The sequence below is a fragment of the Variovorax beijingensis genome, assembly GCF_007828835.1.
Classification (GTDB): Bacteria; Pseudomonadota; Gammaproteobacteria; order Burkholderiales; family Burkholderiaceae_C; genus Variovorax; species Variovorax beijingensis_A.
In genome coordinates this window covers 178079-195709 of the sequence record NZ_VIVL01000005.1, presented here as the reverse complement: position 1 = coordinate 195709, position 17631 = coordinate 178079, and the positions used below count along the sequence as shown (strand labels likewise).

General features: G+C 69.3%; 18 protein-coding genes. 16 read left to right on the top strand and 2 right to left on the bottom strand.

Annotation, left to right across the window (positions count from 1 at the left end; translation table 11 throughout):
- The first annotated feature begins 11 nt into the window (after window positions 1–11).
- The 7 genes from FB547_RS17000 (at window position 12) to FB547_RS16970 (ending at window position 7202) form a co-directional block, all read left to right on the top strand.
- Window positions 12–1511: a trypsin-like peptidase domain-containing protein gene (locus tag FB547_RS17000; RefSeq protein WP_261380313.1), complete on the top strand. Its 1500-nt coding sequence runs from the start codon at window positions 12–14 to the stop codon at window positions 1509–1511.
- Entirely contained in the window at window positions 1508–1882 is a 375-nt protein-coding gene (locus FB547_RS16995; protein WP_145744186.1) for a TraR/DksA family transcriptional regulator, read from the top strand. Before FB547_RS17000 ends, FB547_RS16995 begins: the two co-directional genes overlap by 4 nt.
- A gap of 150 nt (window positions 1883–2032) precedes the next feature.
- Entirely contained in the window at window positions 2033–2485 is a 453-nt protein-coding gene (locus FB547_RS16990; RefSeq protein WP_145744184.1) for a universal stress protein, read from the top strand.
- A gap of 40 nt (window positions 2486–2525) precedes the next feature.
- Window positions 2526–3179: a BON domain-containing protein gene (locus FB547_RS16985; RefSeq protein ID WP_145744182.1), complete on the top strand. Its 654-nt coding sequence runs from the start codon at window positions 2526–2528 to the stop codon at window positions 3177–3179.
- Window positions 3180–3191: 12 nt separating this feature from the next.
- Window positions 3192–4223, top strand: coding sequence for an alcohol dehydrogenase AdhP (adhP, locus tag FB547_RS16980; RefSeq protein ID WP_145744179.1), 1032 nt, complete (start codon window positions 3192–3194; stop codon window positions 4221–4223).
- 122 nt (window positions 4224–4345) lie between these two features.
- Window positions 4346–5095 carry a response regulator gene (locus FB547_RS16975; RefSeq protein WP_145744178.1) on the top strand — a complete coding sequence of 250 codons (750 nt, stop codon included), beginning with the start codon at window positions 4346–4348 and terminating at the stop codon, window positions 5093–5095.
- Between the two features lie 4 nt (window positions 5096–5099).
- Window positions 5100–7202 (top strand): PAS domain S-box protein, encoded by a 2103-nt coding sequence (locus FB547_RS16970; protein WP_145744176.1) that lies wholly within the window; start codon window positions 5100–5102, stop codon window positions 7200–7202.
- A 15-nt stretch (window positions 7203–7217) separates the two neighbouring features.
- On the opposite strand, the gene FB547_RS16965 is transcribed toward FB547_RS16970, so the two are convergent.
- Window positions 7218–8570, bottom strand: coding sequence for an MBL fold metallo-hydrolase RNA specificity domain-containing protein (locus FB547_RS16965; protein ID WP_145744174.1), 1353 nt, complete (start codon window positions 8568–8570; stop codon window positions 7218–7220).
- 31 nt (window positions 8571–8601) lie between these two features.
- Window positions 8602–9426, bottom strand: coding sequence for a universal stress protein (locus tag FB547_RS16960; RefSeq protein ID WP_145744173.1), 825 nt, complete (start codon window positions 9424–9426; stop codon window positions 8602–8604).
- A 194-nt stretch (window positions 9427–9620) separates the two neighbouring features.
- Between FB547_RS16960 and FB547_RS16955 the strand changes: the two genes are divergently transcribed.
- From FB547_RS16955 to FB547_RS16915, 9 genes are all read left to right on the top strand, one after another.
- Window positions 9621–9968, top strand: coding sequence for a type II toxin-antitoxin system prevent-host-death family antitoxin (locus FB547_RS16955; protein ID WP_145744171.1), 348 nt, complete (start codon window positions 9621–9623; stop codon window positions 9966–9968).
- Window positions 9968–10615: an AAA family ATPase gene (locus FB547_RS16950; protein WP_145744169.1), complete on the top strand. Its 648-nt coding sequence runs from the start codon at window positions 9968–9970 to the stop codon at window positions 10613–10615. Before FB547_RS16955 ends, FB547_RS16950 begins: the two co-directional genes overlap by 1 nt.
- Window positions 10616–11332: 717 nt before the next feature.
- Window positions 11333–11827, top strand: coding sequence for a pentapeptide repeat-containing protein (locus FB547_RS16945; RefSeq protein ID WP_145744167.1), 495 nt, complete (start codon window positions 11333–11335; stop codon window positions 11825–11827).
- Window positions 11828–11951: 124 nt separating this feature from the next.
- On the top strand, window positions 11952–12851 hold the full coding sequence (locus FB547_RS16940; protein ID WP_145744165.1) for a LysR family transcriptional regulator: 900 nt from the start codon (window positions 11952–11954) through the stop codon (window positions 12849–12851).
- Window positions 12852–12986: 135 nt separating this feature from the next.
- Complete coding sequence (locus tag FB547_RS16935) at window positions 12987–13997, top strand: Bug family tripartite tricarboxylate transporter substrate binding protein (RefSeq protein ID WP_145744163.1); 1011 nt, start codon at window positions 12987–12989, stop codon at window positions 13995–13997.
- 29 nt (window positions 13998–14026) lie between these two features.
- Window positions 14027–14935 (top strand): amidohydrolase family protein, encoded by a 909-nt coding sequence (locus FB547_RS16930; protein ID WP_145744162.1) that lies wholly within the window; start codon window positions 14027–14029, stop codon window positions 14933–14935.
- Window positions 14932–15927 carry a Bug family tripartite tricarboxylate transporter substrate binding protein gene (locus FB547_RS16925; RefSeq protein WP_145744160.1) on the top strand — a complete coding sequence of 332 codons (996 nt, stop codon included), beginning with the start codon at window positions 14932–14934 and terminating at the stop codon, window positions 15925–15927. The genes FB547_RS16930 and FB547_RS16925 overlap by 4 nt, the downstream gene beginning before the upstream one ends.
- A 41-nt stretch (window positions 15928–15968) precedes the next feature.
- A complete protein-coding gene (locus FB547_RS16920) occupies window positions 15969–16658 on the top strand; it encodes an RraA family protein (RefSeq protein ID WP_145744159.1) in 690 nt (229 codons plus the stop codon).
- Window positions 16655–17581, top strand: a complete 927-nt coding sequence (locus FB547_RS16915; RefSeq protein WP_145744157.1) for an NAD(P)-dependent oxidoreductase — start codon at window positions 16655–16657, stop codon at window positions 17579–17581. The genes FB547_RS16920 and FB547_RS16915 overlap by 4 nt, the downstream gene beginning before the upstream one ends.
- Window positions 17582–17631 lie beyond the last annotated feature (50 nt).

Sequence of the window (17631 nt, the reverse complement as noted above, 5' to 3'; positions counted from 1 at the left end):
CCAGGTATTCCGTGCCATCGATCCCCCGCTTCATCCTCGCCCCGGCGTGTGCCGGCCTGTTCGCGCTGCTCGCGGCCTGCGCCACGGCGCCCTTGCCGGTCGCGGCGCCGGCGTCCGTCGCCGCGCGGTCCGGCGGGGCGCCGCCGGCACCGGCCTTCTCCTCGCTGGTGGCCAGCCGAAGCGCCTCGGTGGTCGACATCAGCACGCTGCGCATCGGACGCGACCAGAATCCGGAGGACATCGAGCTCGAGATCGCGCCCGAGCGCGACTTTGCCGACCGCCTCGCCTGGCCGCTGCCGGCCAGCGTGCACATCAGCCAGATCCGCGACCTGGCCTCCGGCGTGATCATCAGCAGCGACGGCCTGATCCTCACGAGCGCGCACGTGGTCGCGGACATCGACGAAGCCCAGGTCCGGCTCGACGACGGCCGGCGCTTTGCGGCGCGCGTGGTCGGCGCCGACAAGCGCACCGATGTGGGCCTGCTGAAGATCGATGCCGGCGGCCTGTCCGCCGCCGTCATCGGAGACTCCTCGCGGCTCGCGCCCGGCGACTGGGTGGCCGCCATCAGCGCGCCGTTCGGCTTCCATGGCAGCGTCACCGCGGGGGTGGTCAGCGCCGTCGACCGCCTCGTGGGCGGGGCCGGCGACGTGCCCTTCATCCAGACCGATGTCGCCATCAATCCGGGCAGTTCCGGCAGTCCGCTCTTCGACAGCCGCGGCGAGGTCGTCGGCATGAATTCGATGATCTACAGCGGCAGCGGCGGCTACATGGGCCTGTCGTTCGCGGTGCCCATCAACCTCGCGATGCGCATCGCCACGCAGCTGCGCGCGGGCGGCACGGTCCGGCGCGCCCACCTGGGCGCGGAGTTCCAGGAGATGACGCCCGAGCTGGCCCAGTCCTTCGCGCTGCCCGCGGCTTCGGGGGCGCTGGTGGTCCGCGTCGATGCGGACAGCCCGGCGCAGGCTGCCGGCCTGCTGCAGGGCGACATCGTCACGGCCTTCGACGGCATTGCGGTCTCGCGCCTGACGGACCTGCTGCGCCAGATCGAGGACCGCATTCCGGGCGACCGCAGCCGCATGGAGATCTGGCGGCACGGCGCGCAGCACACCGTCTGGGTCACGCCTTCGCAACAGCGCGTGGCCCGGACCGCCTTTGCGCCTGCGGCCCCGCCCGAATGGAACGACGGCCTGGGCCTGAGCCTGGGCGAGGTGTCTGCGGCACAGATGGCGCAGTTGCGCATCGGCAGCGGCCTGCTGGTGCGCGACGCCACCGGGCTCGCGCGCAGCGAAGGCATCCGCGCCGGCGATTTCATCGTCGCCGTCAACGACATGCGCCTCGATCGCGTCGATCAGTTCAGGCAGGCACTGGCGCGCGCGCCGGCCGGCCGGCCGATCGCATTGCTGGTGCTGCGCGACGGACGGCAGGCGTATGTCGCCGTGCGCATGCCGCAGCAGCGGGCGGCCGCGGCCTCCTCTTTTCCTCGACCGCCGATTTCAACGAGAACGCCATGAAACACCTGAACGCAAGCGACCGCGACATGCTGGCCCGGAAGCTCGAATTCCTGAAGAGCCAGGCACTGGATGATCTGCGCGCAAGCGCCCCCGGCGTTCCGCCAGCCGCGGCCGACGACGCGCACGAGGTCCGAAGCCATGCCGACGAGGCCGAGACCGAGCGCCAGGACGACGTGCGCTTCGCGGAGATCGAGGTCGACCGCCGGCGGCTGAGCGAGATCGAGCAAGCGCAGCAACGCATGTCCGAAGGCCGCTACGGCATCTGCACCGACTGCGGCGAAGACATTCCGCGCGAACGGCTGCTGGCGCAGCCGATGGCCATCCGCTGCGCCGCCTGCCAGGCCGCGGCCGAGCGGGCCCGGCACCGCTGAGCGCCATCCGGCACCGACCGCCGCCCGGTTCCCTGCCGCTGGCTTGACATGGCGCAAGTCCGCGCGCGCGGGCCGGCCGAAGAATCGACGTGTCCGCCAATCGGCCGGTGGCGGACGCCCCTTCAGTCCGGCCGAGAGGAAGACAGCGCCATGTACCACCGCATTCTTGTTCCCATCGATGGCAGCCCCACGGCGGAACGCGGCTTGCGCGAGGCCATCCGCCTGGCGGCCGAGCAGAAAGGAAAACTGCGCCTGCTTCACGTCATCGACGACTTTCCGATGCTGATGGAGATGTCGACCATCTCCAGCTTCGACGCCGGCCTGCAGAAGATGCGGGCCTACGGGGAATCCGTGCTGGCAGCCGGCAAGGCCGCCGCATCGCACTCCGAAGTGGAAGCCGACACCGTCCTGCGCGAGGTCACGCGGGGGCGGATCGCCGACGTCGTGATCGAAGAGGCCAAGACCGCCGCATGCGACCTGGTCGTGATGGGCACCCATGGGCGGCGCGGCTTCAGCCGCCTCGCGCTCGGCAGCGACGCCGACCTCGTCGTGCACGGCAGCCCGGTGTCCGTGCTGCTGGTGCGCCAGGAAGCAGGCGGCTGAGCGCCCCGGTGCCGCAGCCCCCTCCATCTACAGGAATCCAATGAAATCCGATACACAACTCAGGGCAGACATCCAGGCCGAACTGGCATGGGATCCGGCCGTCTCCGCGGCCGGCTTGGGCGTCATCGTCAACCACGGCGTGGTCACGCTGACGGGCCATCTCGGCAGCTACGCCGAAAAGCTCGCGGCAGAACAGGCCGTGCTGCGCGTCGGCGGCGTGAAGGCGCTGGCCGTCGAGACCTCGGTGAAGCTGGCCGCCGGCCTCGAGCGCACCGACGCCGACATCGCGCAGGCCGTCGGCCACGCACTCGAATGGAATGTGCAGGTGCCCCGCGACGCGGTCCGGCCGATGGTCGAGGGCGGATGGGTCACGCTGACCGGCGAAGTCGACTGGGACTACCAGCGCCGGGCCGCCGAATCGACGGTCCGCAACCTGCTGGGCGTCACCGGCCTCACGAACCTGGTGAAGATCAGGCTGCAGGTGTGCTCCGCGGACGTGGAGCGGCAGGTGCAGGACGCGCTCGTGCGCGTGTTCCACGACGCGCCGCGGCAAGTCGCGGTCGACGTGAACGGCTCGCAGGTCGTGCTGCGCGGCAAGGTGCGCTCCTGGGCGGAGCTCGAGGCGGTCCGCGGCGCCGCATGGTCCGCGCCCGGCGTGGTTTCGGTGGTCAACGAACTGGCCGTGGAGGCCTGAGGAACAGAAGCGATGCAAACCATGAAAGCCGCCGTCGTACGGGAATTCGGCCGCCCCCTGCAGATCGAGGACGTACCCGTTCCCGAGGTCGCGCCCGGCCAGGTGCTCGTGAAAGTGGTCGCGTCGGGCGTGTGCCACACCGACCTGCACGCCGCCGACGGCGACTGGCCCGTGAAGCCTTCGCTGCCCTTCATTCCCGGCCACGAAGGTGTCGGCTTCGTCGCGGCCGTCGGTGCCGGCGTGAAGGACGTGAAGGAAGGCGACCGCGTGGGCGTGCCCTGGCTGCACACGGCCTGCGGGCACTGCGAACACTGCATCACCGGCTGGGAAACGCTGTGCGACCACCAGCAGATGACCGGCTACACCGTCAATGGCGGCTACGCCGAGTACGTGCTCGCCGACCCCGGCTACGTCGGGCGGCTGCCTGCCAACGTGGGCTTCACCGAGATCGCGCCGGTGCTGTGCGCCGGCGTCACGGTCTACAAGGGCCTGAAGATGCTCGACTGCAAGCCGGGCGACTGGGTGGTGATCTCGGGCGTCGGGGGGCTCGGGCATCTTGCGGTGCAGTACGCGAAGGCCATGGGCTTTCACGTGGTGGGCGTCGACATCCACGACGGCCAGCTGCAGCTGGCGAAGGCGCTCGGCGCGGACATGGTCATCAACGCCGCCACCGAGGACCCGGTGGCGCAGTTGCAGCGCACCTTGCGCGGCGCGCACGGCGTGTTGGTCACCGCGGTGTCGCGCAGCGCCTTCGGCCAGGCCCTGGGCATGCTGCACAAGCGCGGCACCATGGCCCTCGTCGGCCTGCCGCCCGGCGACTTTCCGCTGCCGATCTTCGACATGGTGCTCAACGCCAAGACGGTGCGAGGCTCGATCGTCGGCACGCGCAAGGACCTGCAGGAAGCACTGGAATTCGCCGGCGAAGGCAAGGTGCGGACCGTGTGCACCGAGGACAGCCTCGACAACATCAACACCGTGCTCGACCGCCTGCGGCAGGGCCGCGTCGAAGGACGCGTCGTCATGCGGATCACCGATGCGCCATAGGAGGGCCCGGCACTGGGCACGCTGACCGTGGCGGCAAGAATGGCGTGCCGCGCACCGGGCGGTGCGTGCTACGCTTGTACAGTTCTTAACATTGCTGTGACATTCGAATCCACGCCTTCCGAATGAAATCCGCCTTTCACATCGCGGTACTCGACGACGAGATCGACATCACGCAGCTGCTGGCCAACTACCTCCAAAGCCATGGTTTCCGCGTGACCCAGCTGCACGACGGCAGGTCCCTCATGACGCTGATGGACAGCGACCCGGCCGACCTCGTGCTGCTCGACCTCGGTCTGCCCGGCGAGGACGGCTTCTCCATCGCCCGGCGCATGCGCGAGAACTGGCGCTGCGGCCTGGTCATCGTCACCGGCCGCGGCGATGCGGTGGACAAGGTCGTCGGCCTGGAGGTCGGCGCGGACGACTACGTGACGAAGCCCTTCGACCTGCGCGAGCTGGTGGCGCGGGTCAAGGCCGTGCTCCGGCGCCTGGCGCCCGACGAGGCACCGGCGGCCGGCGTGCCCGCCCCGGCCGCGCCGGCCGGCCTTGCCTCGACCGACAGGCTGCGCTTTGCCGGCTGGCAGCTCGACCTCGCGGCCCGCAGCCTCACGAACCCGCAGGGACAGAGCGTGGCGCTCACCGGCGGCGAATTCGACCTGCTCAGCGCATTTGCGCGGCACCCCGGACGCGTGCTCTCGCGCGACTTCCTGCTCGAGCAGACGCGCGGACGCGAGGCCGCGCCCTTCGACCGCACGATCGACGTGCAGGTCGGCCGGCTGCGCAAGAAGATCGAGGCCGACCCGGACGATCCGCAGATCGTCAAGTCGGTGCGCGGCGCGGGCTACATCCTGGTTCCGCCCGTCGTCCAGGGCTGAGTCCATGAACACGCCCCCTTCTCCCCCGGCCGCCCCCACCCTGCCCGGGCTGCCTTCGGGCGTCGAGGAGAGCAGCGTCTTCCGTTCGCTCTTCATTTCCTACCCGGACTCGCTGCTGCTGGTCGACCAGGCCGGCCGCATCGTGCTGGCCAACCCCGCAGCAGCCACCCTGCTGGGCTACGCGGTCGACGAACTGGTGGGCCTGAACGTCGACGCGCTGGTGCCGGACAGCATCCGCCCGCGCCACGCCGCCTACCGGGAAGCCTACGGCCAGGCGCCGCGCCCCCGGCCCATGGGCACGCAGATGGAGCTGGTCGCCAAGCGCAAGGACGGCAGCGAGGTGATGGTGGAGATCGCGCTCAGCCCGCTGCAGAGCCAGGGCTTGCCCTTCGTGGTGGCCGCCATCCGCGACATCGGCGCCTATCCCCGCGTGAAGCAGGCGCTGCAGCGGGCGCGCTACAGCGACCACCTCGCGCAGCTGGGCCGCCTGGCCGTGGACACCCGCGACCTGCAGGTGGTGCTCGAGCACGTGCCCGCCATGGCCGCCCAAGCGCTGGAGGTCGAGGTGGCCATGGTGCTGCTGCTGGACAGCAGCCGCCTCGAATTCCGTGTGGCCAGCGGTGTGGGCCTGGTGCCCGGGGAAGAAATCGGCGTGCGCATTCCCAGCCATGCGAACACGCCGCCCGGCTTCGTGTTTGCCGAGGGACGGCCGGTGGTGGTGCCCGACTACGGCAGTGAGCGGCGCTTCGCGGTGCCGCAGGCCTACCTCGATGCCGGGCTGGTCAGTGCGCTGGCCGTGCCCTTCTACGACCGCGGCCGTTTCATCGGCGTCCTGACCGTGCGATCGCGCGAAGCCAAGCGCTTCGGCGACGAGGAGCTGCGCTTCCTCGAATCGCTTTCGAACCTGCTGGCCACCAGCCTGCAGCGCGTGCAGACCGAAGAGGCGCTCAACCATGCCCAGCGGCTCGAAAGCGTCGGCCAGCTCACGGGCGGCATCGCGCACGACTTCAACAACCTGCTCACCGTCATCCAGGGCAACCTGCAGGTGCTCGAGGAACTGCCCGCCATCGCGCAGGACGGCTATGCCCAGCAGTTGGTGGGCGCCGCGGCGCGGGCCTCGCGGCGCGGCGCCGAGCTCACGGGCAAGCTGCTGGCCTTCTCGCGCCGGCAGATGCTGCAGCCCAACGCGGTGGACACGCATGCGATGCTGCACTCCCTGGCCGACATGCTGCGGCGCACGCTCGACCAGCGCATCGGCATCGCGATCGAGGCCGCGGCGGATTGCCCGCCAGTGCTCGCCGATCCGGGCCAGCTCGAATCGGCATTGCTGAACATCGCCATCAACGCCCGCGACGCCATGCCCGAGGGCGGCACGCTGCATTTCCGCGCCCAGGCCTGCGGTGCGCTGCCGCCGGAGGTGCACAACGAACTCAGCGACCACGACGCGCACGGCAGCTTCGTTGCCATCTCGGTGGCCGACAGCGGCACCGGCATGACCGAGGAAGTGAAGGAGCGCGCCTTCGAGCCCTTCTTCACCACCAAGGAGGCCGGCCGGGGCACCGGCCTGGGCCTGAGCACCGTGTACGGCTTCGTGAAGCAGTCCAAGGGCGCCGTGGCCATCGCGACGCGGCCGGGCGCGGGTACCACCGTGACGCTCTATCTTCCGCAGTTGTACGACCCGGCCCCTGCGGCCGCGGAGGAAGAAAACGGCGACCAGGCGATTCCTGCCGGCCTGCGGGTCCTGCTGGTCGAGGACGACGCCGAAGTGCGCAGGGTCGTCCACACCTTTCTCATGACGCTCGGCTGCAGCGTGGTGACCGCGGGCAATGCCGAACAGGCGCTGCTGAGCATGGAAACGGATGCGGATTCCTTCGACGTGCTGCTGAGCGACATCGCGCTCGGCCCCGGCATGCGCGGAACCCGGCTCGCGGCCGAGGCGCAGCAGCGCTTTCCGCGGCTCGCGATCCTTCTCATGTCCGGCTTCTCGTCGGAACTGCTCGACGCCGACCGGGACGTGCCGCAAAGCTGGGAGCTGCTGCGCAAGCCCTACACGCGCGGCGAACTCGCGCGCGCATTGGCCAGGGTGCTGGCGGCGGCCCGGCCCTAGCCGCCGGCCGGGCGTTCACAGCTCGCGCGACTCGCGGTAGTCGGGCACGGTGCACGGCCAGCCGTAGCGCTCCTCGATGGCCAGCCGCAGCGCGTCCGCGGCCACGGGCTCGCCGTGCGTCACGAACACGCGGCGCGGTGCCTTCTGGGACGAGAGCCATGCCAGCAGCTGCTCGCGGTCGGCATGGGCGGACAGGGTCTCGAGGTTGGCGACCTCGGCCCGCACCGGCACATAGGCGCCATGGATCTTCACCGCGTCCGCGCCGCCCACCAGCGCCGCGCCGCGGGTGCCGGCGGCCTGGAAGCCCGCGAACAGGATCGTGTTGCGCGCATCGGGCGCGTAGGCCTTCAGATGATGCAGCACCCGCCCGCCCGTCGCCATGCCGCTGGCCGACACGATGATCGACGGATAGCTCAGCCTGTTGAGGCGCTTGGACTCCTCCAGCGTGTTGACGATGATCGTCTTCCCGCTCATGTCGGCGCATTGCGCGGCGCTCATGCGGTGCTCGTCCAGGTGCGCCTTGTAGAGGCGCGTGGCATCCGCGGCCATCGGACTGTTGAGGTACACCGGCATGTCCGGAATGCGGCCTTCGCGCTTGAGCATCTGGATGCAGTACAGCAGGGTCTGCGCGCGTCCCACCGCGAACGCCGGCACGACCAGCACGCCGCCGCGTGCGGCAGTGCGGTTGATCACGCCCGCGAGTTCGCCGAGGGTGTCCGCGTCCAGGTGCCGCCTGTTGCCATAGGTGGACTCCACCACCACGTAGTCGGCCGGCACGGCCTCCTGGGGCGGCCGCATCACCAGGTCGTCGCTGCGGCCCAGGTCGCCCGAGAACAGGATGCTGCCTTCCTTCCATTCCACACGCAGGCTGCCCGCGCCGAGGATGTGGCCGGCCCGCGAGAGCTGCCACGACCAGCCGGGCCAGGGCGAACATTCCTCGTCGAAGGCCACGCACTCGAACCGCTTCAGCGCGGCGCGTGCTTCCTGCTCGGTGTACAGCGGCAGCGCCGGCGTGTGCTTCGAACGGCCGTGCCGGTTGGCGAAGTCGGCCTCCTCCTCCTGCAGCCGGCCGGAATCGGGCAGCAGCAGTTCGCACAGGTCGCGCGTGGCGGCCGTGCAATACACCCGTCCCTTGAAGCCGAGCTTCACGAGCCGCGGCACGAACCCGCTGTGGTCCATGTGGGCATGCGTCAGCAGCACGGCATCGACGGCCGATGCGTCGAAGGGCAGAGCGTCCCAGTTGCGCAGCCGCAGCTGCTTCAGCCCCTGGAACAGCCCGCAGTCCACCAGCAGCCGCCGGCCTTCGTGCGTCAGCAGGTACTTGGAACCGGTCACGGTGCCGGTTCCGCCCAGAAAATCGATGCGCATGGCTGCTCCTGCGTGGGGGGTCGGTGCGTCGTCAGTGCGACATCAGCACGGGCAGCGTCATCGACGCGAGCATCGTGCGCGTGGCGCCGCCCAGGATCCATTCGCGCGCCCGGCCGTGGCCGTAGCAGCCCATCACGAGCAGGTCCGCGCCCAGGTCCGCGGCCATCGACAGCAGCCTGTTGCCGGCATCCCCCTCGCCGGTGCCGTCCGCATGCAGCGAGACGTCGGCAATCCCCTGAGCGGCAAGATAGCGCTGCAGTTGTTTCAAGGATGCTTCGGCGCCTTCGCCATAGCAGGCTGCATGCACCTTCGAGGCGGCGCGCAGCCAGGGCAGCGCGGCCGACACCGCGCGCGCGGCCTCTGGGGTTTCCTTCCATGCCAGCAGCACGGTGCCGGGCACCGCAACCAGCGGACCCGCATAGGGCAGCACCAGCGCGGGCCGCCCGCTTTCCACCAGCAGGTGCGGCAGGAAGTCACCGGGCAATTCGGAGGCCATGGGGTCTTCGGGATTGCGCTGCCCCAGGATCACCAGGTCGGCGTAGAGCGCACGGCGAGCGAAACCCCATGGCGCGTCGCGCTCCTGTTCGGTCCAGTGCATGCGGGGCGAGCCGGCGGCCTGGGCCGTGAAGCTCGCGTACATCCTCTGCCACGCGGCCTTGTCGCCCTCCCGCATGATCGCCACGGCCTCTGCGGCGCCTTCCAGCGCAAACGGATAGCGCATGAGCGTGGACAGGGTGCACGGCGCGCCGGTCACCTGCGCATCGAAGGCCTCGGCCAGGCGGCGCGCAAGCGCGATGCGTTCCGCCGTGCGGGCCGAGCCGTCGAGGTGCAGGAGGATCGATTTCGGGGTCTGCATGGCGGAAGCTCCTTCGGAAATACGGCCCACGTGCGGGCGTATTCGCAGACCTTAGGCCCCGCGGACGGCGCGGGCCTTGCGCCATATCAATCCGAGCGACGGCAGGGTCGTCTGGATTGCCGGAAAATGGCTTCCTCCAGGCATTTTGTCCATTTTTGCTATTTTTGCCATAATGGCACTCAAAGGAGCACACCATGGCCGCCATCCTGCCCAACCTCGATGAACTGCCCCGCCAGAACGCATCCCACGTCAAGAACCGCTGGGGCGACGTGGTCCGCCAGGTCCAGAAGACCGGCAGCCTGGCCGTGACCAACCATTCGACGGTGGAGATGGTGCTGCTGACCGCGGCCACCTACAACCAGCTGGTGGAAGACGCGCAGGCGCTCAAGGCACGCGAGCAGTCGGTGCTCGACGAACTCGGGCGCCGCTTCGACGTGCGACTGGGCGTGCTGCAGCAGCCGGAAGCGGCGGCGCAGATGGGCAAGCTGTTTGCCGCCAAGGGCAAGCTCGGGCGCCGCCCGAAGGCGGGCGACACCTTCTGATGACGGCGGCCACGCGCCCATTCATCCTGGTGCTGGCCGGCGTCAACGGCGCGGGCAAGAGCTCGGTCGGCGGCGCCCTGCTCGCCGAGCATGGCCTGACCTGGTTCAACCCGGACACCTGCGCGCGGGAGCTCATCGCGCAGCTCGGGATCACGCCCGAAGAGGCGAACGCCCGCGCATGGAACCTCGGCCGCGAACGGCTGGAAGCGGCCATCGCGCAAGGCTCCAACTATGCCTTCGAGACCACGCTGGGCGCGAGCACCATTCCCGCGCTGCTCGCCCGCGCCGCATCGAGCCACGACGTGGTCATGATCTTCTGCGGGCTGTCCTCGCCCGAGCAGCACATCGCCCGCGTGCGGGCGCGCGTGGCGCGCGGCGGCCACGACATCCCCGAGGCCAAGATCCGCGAGCGCTGGATCGCATCGCGCGCCAACCTCATCAAGCTGCTGCCCAAGCTCACGCGGCTGCAGGTCTTCGACAACAGCGCGGAGGCGCCGCCCGGCGGCGACATCGCAGACCCGGTGCTGGTGCTGGAGCTGAGCGCGGGCGAGCCCGTCTTTCCGCAGCCGGGCGACCTGGCCGCGCTCGCGGCCACGCCGGCCTGGGCGCGGCCGATCGTCCAGGCAGCGATCGAACTGCTGGGCTGACGAATCACCGCGGTGTGTCCGGTCTTTCGGAAGTTGGTGGACATGCGCATGGGCTTGGTTTTTGACTCGATATCGATGCCCGGGAGCATCGACGGTCGCGAAGGTGCGGGAACGAATGCGACCACCAATCCGGCGGCTCTCAGAATCCTGACCTTGTCGATGTCTTGGGCGAGGTGATCGACTTCGGCAGGCGGGTCGACGCGATGCTTCGGAGCTGGTCCAGTGATCGCCCCGATGTGCGATCGATGAGATGCCGCCGGCCTCGAGGACCCCCACTGCAGGTGGGTGCCAAAGGCAACCTCTACCAGCGCCGACGAGCATCTTCTGCAGTATTGCTCCCCGACGTGAAAGGTCGATGACGGTGCGATGAGCGGCCAGGCTTGGCGGCGCAACGACGCAAAACTCGCCCGGCCCATTGCGGCGTGCATTTGTTCACGCATGGCGCACCCAGTCGCATGCATTGCTACTTTCGGGTGCTTAAGCGGCCTCGAACAGGACGTACATAATCAAACGACGGACCGCCTGCCGCAGAGACGGTCATCCACGGGAGGGCCCATGTCAATTCACGGTGGCGCGCGCACGCGCGCAGGCTTGTCGCATGGACAGCCAGCAGCAGCCAATGTGCAGTGGAAGACCATGGACAATGCTCCGCGCGTCATGGTCTCGTCCGGCGATCTGTTCATGCCAGTTGATGGCGCCTGAGTTCTCTTTTCCATCATGAGTTCCCAAAAAATCATCATCGACCACGACCTCTGGCGCAAAGGCGCGGGAGGCGCGCCCGCGGGGCTGGTCGGGCAGGCCGACAGCCTGGCCTATGCCGGCCTCGATCTCGACCTGGCCCAGTTCGCCCATTCCACTTTCGCTGGCAGCAGCTTCGCGGCCACGACCTTCAAGCAGGCCGTCTGGCGCTCGTGCGGCTTCACGGGCTGCAACTTCACCGGCTGCGACTTCGAAGGCATCGCGCTCACCGACTGCGTCTTCACCGGCTGCGTGTTTTCTCGATCCCAGCTGCGGCACAGCCGGCTCAGCGGCTGCCGGTTCAGCAACTGCCAGTGGGATGCCCTGAACTTCGACAGCAGCCACTGGACCCGGGTCGCCATCCTGGGCTGCACCGGAACCAGCGTGCAGGCCGACGGTCTGTCCGGCGAGCAGGTCGACTTCACGGGCAGCCATTTCGAGCAGCTGGAGTTCCGCAACGCGCGGATCAACTGACGCGCCTTCTTTCCAAGGTGCGGGGCGCTATATTGCGAACAGCCCGTGCCCGCCGGCACGGGGCAGGATCATTCGCTCGAGGGGCTGGCGCCATGCGTCGCGCAAGGGCAAACCAGGAGACATTTTGGATCTGCGCGATCTGCAGTATTTCGAGGTCATTGCCGAACTCGAGCACATGGGCCGCGCGTCCGAGCGGCTGCACCGGACCCAGCCCGCGCTGACGAGCTGCGTCAAGCGTCTCGAGGAGGCCTGTGGCGCGGCACTGTTCGAGCGAACGGGGCGTGGCATCCGCCTCACGGCCGCGGGCAAGGCCCTGCTCAAGTGGGCGCAGCGCACGCGCTTCGACGTGGAGAGCGCGCGCCGCGAGATCGGCGACATCGGCCGCGGCCTGGCCGGCAACATCCGCATCGGCATCGTGCCCACGGCCGCGCAGTTTCTGCTGCCGCCGGCGGCACGAGAACTGATTGGCGAGGCGCCGGGCATCACGCTTCGCACGACAGTCGCCCTGGGCGACATCCTGACGCCGCTGCTGCGGGCCGGCGAGATCGACCTGATGGTCGGCACCGAGGGCACGCAGGAGCCGGGCTTCACCTCGAAGCTGCTTGCCGAAGACCCGATCGTCGTGGCCGCAATCAGTTCGCACGAGATCTTCAAGAAGACAAGGCCGACGCTCAAGGACCTGGCGGGCTACCGCTGGGTGCTGCAGCCGCCCGGTGCGCCGACGCGCGACTGGCTGGACCAGACCTTCGACCGCAGCCACCTGCCGCGGCCCCAGGTGCAGGTGGAAAGCACGATGCTGCTGATGCTGCCGAGCCTGATCGCCGAGACCGGCCTGCTGAGCTTCATCTCGCGGCTGCACCTGCAGGAAGGCCGCTCGGGCGCGGCGCTGCGAGAGGTGAAGGTCCGGGGCGTGACCATGCGCCGCCGCATGGTGGTCACCTACCGCGAGAGCGGGTACCTCTCGCCGGCGGCGCAGCGCCTGGTGGTGCTGCTGTCCAAGCACGGTCGCTTCCGTTCCCGCTGATACCCCAAGCGGCATTTATCGATTCCAAGAAATTATCGATTGGACCGTTGAAGCTCCAGCGCGAATACTTGCCTCCATCGAACGCACCGGACCCGCTTCACAGGGCCGGGCAGTTCGGCCACTGGAGACAAGTTCATGCCCTCTTTCCCGCTTCGTGCCGGCGCTTCGCGTCGTCTCGCCATCGCCGCCGCAAGCCTGGTTGCCGGCGCCACCCTCCTCGCGCCCGCCGGGGTTCTTGCGCAGGCCTCGTATCCGTCGCGGCCGATCCGGCTGATCGTGCCCTTCCCGGCCGGCGGCGGCACCGACCTGATCGCGCGTGAGGTCGCCAACAAGGTCGCCACCAGCAACGGCTGGTCGATCGTCATCGACAACAAGCCCGGCTCGGGCGGCAACCTCGGGGTCGATGCGGCCGCCAAGGCCGCGCCCGACGGCTACACGCTGGTGCTCGGCCAGACCAGCAACCTGGCGATCAATCCCACGCTCTACGCCAAGCTGCCCTACAACCCCGAAAAGGACCTGACACCGGTCGGCCTCGTTGCCAGCGCGCCGCTGGTGCTGGTGGTGGCGGCCGACTCGCCGTACAAGACGCTGGCCGACGTGGTGGCCGCGGCCAAGGCCAGGCCCGAGACGCTCAACTATGCGAGCTCGGGCAGCGGCACGGTGGCGCACCTGGCGACCGAGCTGTTCCAGAAGACCGCCAACGTCCGGTTCACCCATGTGCCCTACAAGGGCGCCGCGCAAGGATCGACCGACCTGATCGGCGGCCAGATCCAGATGTACATGTCCTCGGTGCCCACGCTGATCGGGCACATCAAGAGCGGCAAGATGCGCCCGATCGTCGTCACCTCGCGCAAGCGCACGACCGATCTCCCGGATACGCCGACGGTGGACGAGTCGGGCTACAAGGGCTTCGAGGCCGCCACATGGTTCGGCATCGCAGGCCCGGCCGGCCTGCCCAAGGACGTGGTCGCCAAGCTCAACGCGGCGTTCAACAAGGCGCTGCAGGACCCCGAGGTCAAGCGCAAGCTCGCGAGCCAGGGTGCCGAGGTGAAGGGCAGCACGCCGGAAGAGTTCGGCGCCTACATCCGCGAAGAAACCGTGCGCTGGGGCAAGGTCGTCAAGGACTCGGGCGCCAAGGTCGATTGACCACAAGTCGCCGCGGATCGAGACTCGCCATGCAGACGCTGGATGAAGAGAAGGTGACGGCACCGTTCTCTGCGGGACAAGGCCGCACGCAGGTCCGCGTGCCCGCTGGTGCATGCGATTGCCACGTGCACGTGTACGACGGGCGCGTTCCCGCCGTGCCGGGCGCGCGACTCATGCCGCCGGACGCGAGCGTCGCGGACTATCGGCAACTGCAGCAGCGCACCGGGACCGAACGGGTGGTATTCGTGACGCCATCGACCTACGGCACCGACAACCGCCCGATGTGCCAGGCGCTGGCCGGCTACGGCGAAGGTTCGCGTGGCGTCGCCGTGATCGACGAATTCGCCGGTGATGCGGAACTCCAGATGCTGCATGCCGCGGGTGTGCGCGGCATTCGCCTCAACCTCTCGCTGGGGGTCGCGAATTCGCCGCGGCAACTCGAAGCGCTGGCGGCGCGTGCAGCGCCGTACGGATGGCACCTCCAACTGCTGGCTGCGCCGGATGCGCTGGCTGCACTCGAAAGCCGGCTCTTGCAATTGCCGGTCCACCTCGTCTTCGACCATCTGGGGCGCATCCCGCCGTCGCTTGCACGACGGCATCCGGCCCATCGGCTGATCCATCGCCTGCTCGACGCAGGCCGCGCCTGGGTGAAGCTGTCGGGCGGCTACATCGTGAGCGAAGCCGGCCCGCCAGCCTATGCCGACGTCGCGCCGCTGGCGCGCGGCTACCTGCAGGCCGCTCCCGAGCGCGTCGTATGGGGAAGCGACTGGCCCCATGCGTCGGCCACTGCGGGTCACCAACCGCTGCCCGACGACGCCCAGCAGATGGAACTGCTCGCGCAGTGGGCCGGCGACGCAGCTGCCCTGCGGCGCGTGCTGGTCGACAACCCGGCCGTGCTCTACGGCTTCGATCGCGCTCCCCGCAAAGGACAATCATGACTCTGTACCCCCTGTTCCGCCGGCGCGCACTTGCCGCCATCGCCCTGTCGCCTCTGGCCATTGCAACAGCCCCTGCCAAGGCGCAGGGCGATTGGCCAGCTGGCCGGCCCTTGACATGGGTGGTGCCCTATCCGCCGGGGGGCACGACGGATATCCTGGGCCGCGCGATTGCCTTGCGCCTGGGCGCGTCGCTCGGCGCAACGCTGGTCGTCGACAACAAGGCTGGTGCCACGGGCACCATCGGTTCCGCCTTCGTCGCAAGGGCCGCGCCCGACGGCTACACCCTGCTCGGAACCTCGATCGGACCGCAGGCCATCGTGCCCAACCTGGTGCCGAAGATGCAGTACGACCCGATCAAGGCCTTCGAGCCTGTCGCGCTGATCGGAACGATCCCGCACGTGCTGGTGGTTGGCAGCAGCCAGCCATTCCGCACGGCGAGCGAACTCGTGGCGCAGGCCAAGGCCCGGCCCGACGCATTGACTTTCGCCTCGGGCGGCACCGGCACCATCTTGCAGATGCAGGGCGAACTGCTGCGTTTGCAGACCGGCGCACGCATGACGCATGTGCCCTACAAGGGCGATACGCCAGCCCTCCAGGACGTTCTCGCGGGCCACGCGAGCTTCATGTTCGCGCCAGTGGCCGCGGCGCTGCCGCACATCCAGGGCGGCCGGCTCCGTGCACTGGCCGTGACCTCGGCGGCGCGGCTCAAGGCCCTGCCCGACGTGCCGACCATGGGCCAGGCGGGCTTCAAGGACTTCGTGGTGGAGCAGTGGCAGGCAGTCTATGCCCCCGCTGGCACGCCCGCAGCGGTGGTGCAGCGCCTCAACAAGGAGATCGTGCACGTCCTGAAAGACGCCGAGCTTGCCGCCATGGCCGACCGGCTCGGCATCACGCTGGTCGGCAGCACGCCGCAGCAGCTTGCCGATACGCAGAAATCCGACCTCGCCAAGTGGGGCCGGGTCATCAAGGACGCCGACGTCCGGATGGACTGAGTCCGTCCACCCCTACCTGTTCCATCCCCGAAAGAAAGCCCATGTCCTCCAACCCTCCCGACATCATTCGCAATTTCGAGCGCGTACCCGCGCACATCGTGGCGCAAGCCGCGCAATTCCAGCCTGCCATCCTGGCCGACGTGGCCGGCCGCCGAGGCGCGATGCACGGCCGCATCAAGGCGCTGCGCCCCCGCATGAAACTCGCCGGCCCCGCCTTCACGGTCGAGGTGCGTCCCGGCGACAACCTGATGATCCATGCCGCCATCGCGATGGCCAGGCCCGGCGACGTGCTGGTGATCGACGGCAAGGGCGACCAGGGCTCGGCGCTCATGGGCACCATCATGATGACGGCCTGCCAGAAGCTCGGCATCGCTGGCGTGGTGATGGACGGCGCCTGCCGCGACAGCCTCGAGATCGACGAGATGAACTACCCGGTGTTCTGCGTGGGCACCAACCCGAACGGCCCGACCAAGAACATCGCCGGGCGCATCGGGCATCCCGTCTCGGTCGGCGATGTCACGGTGCGCGCGGGCGACTTCGTGATCGCCGACGGCGACGGCGTGGTGGTGGTGGAGCGCGAGAAGATCGAGGCGCTGCTGCCCGCGGCGGCCCGGAAGGTCAGCGACGAGGCCGCGCGCATTGCCGCGATCAAGGAAGGCGACACCGCGGCCAAGTGGCTGAACGGCGCGCTGCGCACGGCCGGCGTGCTCAAGGAAGGAGAGGTCCTGTGAGCACCATCCTCGTGACCGGCGCCGACCTGGCGCCGCAGGCCGTCGCGCTGCTCGAGGGCCACGAGATCGTCTATGCCGGCAAGGCCCCGACCGAGGACGACCTGGTGGCGCTGTGCCGCGCGCATGATCCGGTGGCCATCATCGCGCGCTACGGCAAGGTCGGCGCCGCGGTGATGGACGCGGCGCCCTCGCTGCGCGTGATCTCCAAGCATGGCAGCGGCACCGACACCATCGACAAGGCCGCGGCCCAGGCGCGCGGCATCGAGGTGGTCGCGGCCGTGGGCGCGAACGCCGCCGCGGTGGCCGAGCAGGCGCTGGCCCTGCTGCTGGCCTGCGCCAAGTCAGTGGTGCAGCTCGATGCCCGCATGCATGCCGGCCACTGGGACAAGGCCACGCACAAGAGCCTCGAGCTTGGCGGCCGAACCATCGGGCTGGTCGGCCTGGGTGCGATCGGACTGCGCTTTGCCCGCATGGCCGATGCGCTGGGCATGCGCGTGATCGGCTTCGATCCCTATGCCGGGAATCTTCCGCCCCATGTCACGGCCGTCGACCTGCCGACGATCTGGCGCGAGTCCGATGCGATCTCGCTGCACTGCCCGCTGACGGAAGACAACCGCGGCCTGGTCAACGCCGACACGCTGGCCCGGTGCAGGCGCGGCGTGATCCTGGTCAACACCGCGCGCGGCGGCCTCGTCGACGAGGCGGCGCTGCTGGCCGCTGTGCGTTCGGGCCAGGTGGGCATGGCGGGCCTGGACAGCTTCGCGGTGGAGCCGATGGCCGCGGGCCACCCTTTCCAGGGCGAGAAGAACTTCGTGCTGAGCCCGCACATCGGCGGCGTGACCGGTGACGCTTATGTGAACATGGGCATCGGCGCGGCGAAGAACGTGCTGCAGGTGCTCGCCCGGCAGCCGGTCGCGGGCTGAACCGCCGCGGCGCCGCGTCCGCCGAATGGCGTGCCTGGCAAACGCGCCGC

What these genes read in the sequence shown, in the direction of transcription:
- FB547_RS16995 (WP_145744186.1), top strand. Translation starts at nt 1,508, where the DNA reads ATGAAACACCTGAACGCAAGCGACCGCGACATGCTGGCCCGGAAGCTC.
- FB547_RS16990 (WP_145744184.1), top strand. Translation starts at nt 2,033, where the DNA reads ATGTACCACCGCATTCTTGTTCCCATCGATGGCAGCCCCACGGCGGAA.
- FB547_RS16985 (WP_145744182.1), top strand. Translation starts at nt 2,526, where the DNA reads ATGAAATCCGATACACAACTCAGGGCAGACATCCAGGCCGAACTGGCA.
- adhP (WP_145744179.1), top strand. Translation starts at nt 3,192, where the DNA reads ATGCAAACCATGAAAGCCGCCGTCGTACGGGAATTCGGCCGCCCCCTG.
- FB547_RS16975 (WP_145744178.1), top strand. Translation starts at nt 4,346, where the DNA reads ATGAAATCCGCCTTTCACATCGCGGTACTCGACGACGAGATCGACATC.
- FB547_RS16970 (WP_145744176.1), top strand. Translation starts at nt 5,100, where the DNA reads ATGAACACGCCCCCTTCTCCCCCGGCCGCCCCCACCCTGCCCGGGCTG.
- FB547_RS16965 (WP_145744174.1), bottom strand. Translation starts at nt 8,570, where the DNA reads ATGCGCATCGATTTTCTGGGCGGAACCGGCACCGTGACCGGTTCCAAG.
- FB547_RS16960 (WP_145744173.1), bottom strand. Translation starts at nt 9,426, where the DNA reads ATGCAGACCCCGAAATCGATCCTCCTGCACCTCGACGGCTCGGCCCGC.
- FB547_RS16955 (WP_145744171.1), top strand. Translation starts at nt 9,621, where the DNA reads ATGGCCGCCATCCTGCCCAACCTCGATGAACTGCCCCGCCAGAACGCA.
- FB547_RS16950 (WP_145744169.1), top strand. Translation starts at nt 9,968, where the DNA reads ATGACGGCGGCCACGCGCCCATTCATCCTGGTGCTGGCCGGCGTCAAC.
- FB547_RS16945 (WP_145744167.1), top strand. Translation starts at nt 11,333, where the DNA reads ATGAGTTCCCAAAAAATCATCATCGACCACGACCTCTGGCGCAAAGGC.
- FB547_RS16935 (WP_145744163.1), top strand. Translation starts at nt 12,987, where the DNA reads ATGCCCTCTTTCCCGCTTCGTGCCGGCGCTTCGCGTCGTCTCGCCATC.
- FB547_RS16930 (WP_145744162.1), top strand. Translation starts at nt 14,027, where the DNA reads ATGCAGACGCTGGATGAAGAGAAGGTGACGGCACCGTTCTCTGCGGGA.
- FB547_RS16925 (WP_145744160.1), top strand. Translation starts at nt 14,932, where the DNA reads ATGACTCTGTACCCCCTGTTCCGCCGGCGCGCACTTGCCGCCATCGCC.
- FB547_RS16920 (WP_145744159.1), top strand. Translation starts at nt 15,969, where the DNA reads ATGTCCTCCAACCCTCCCGACATCATTCGCAATTTCGAGCGCGTACCC.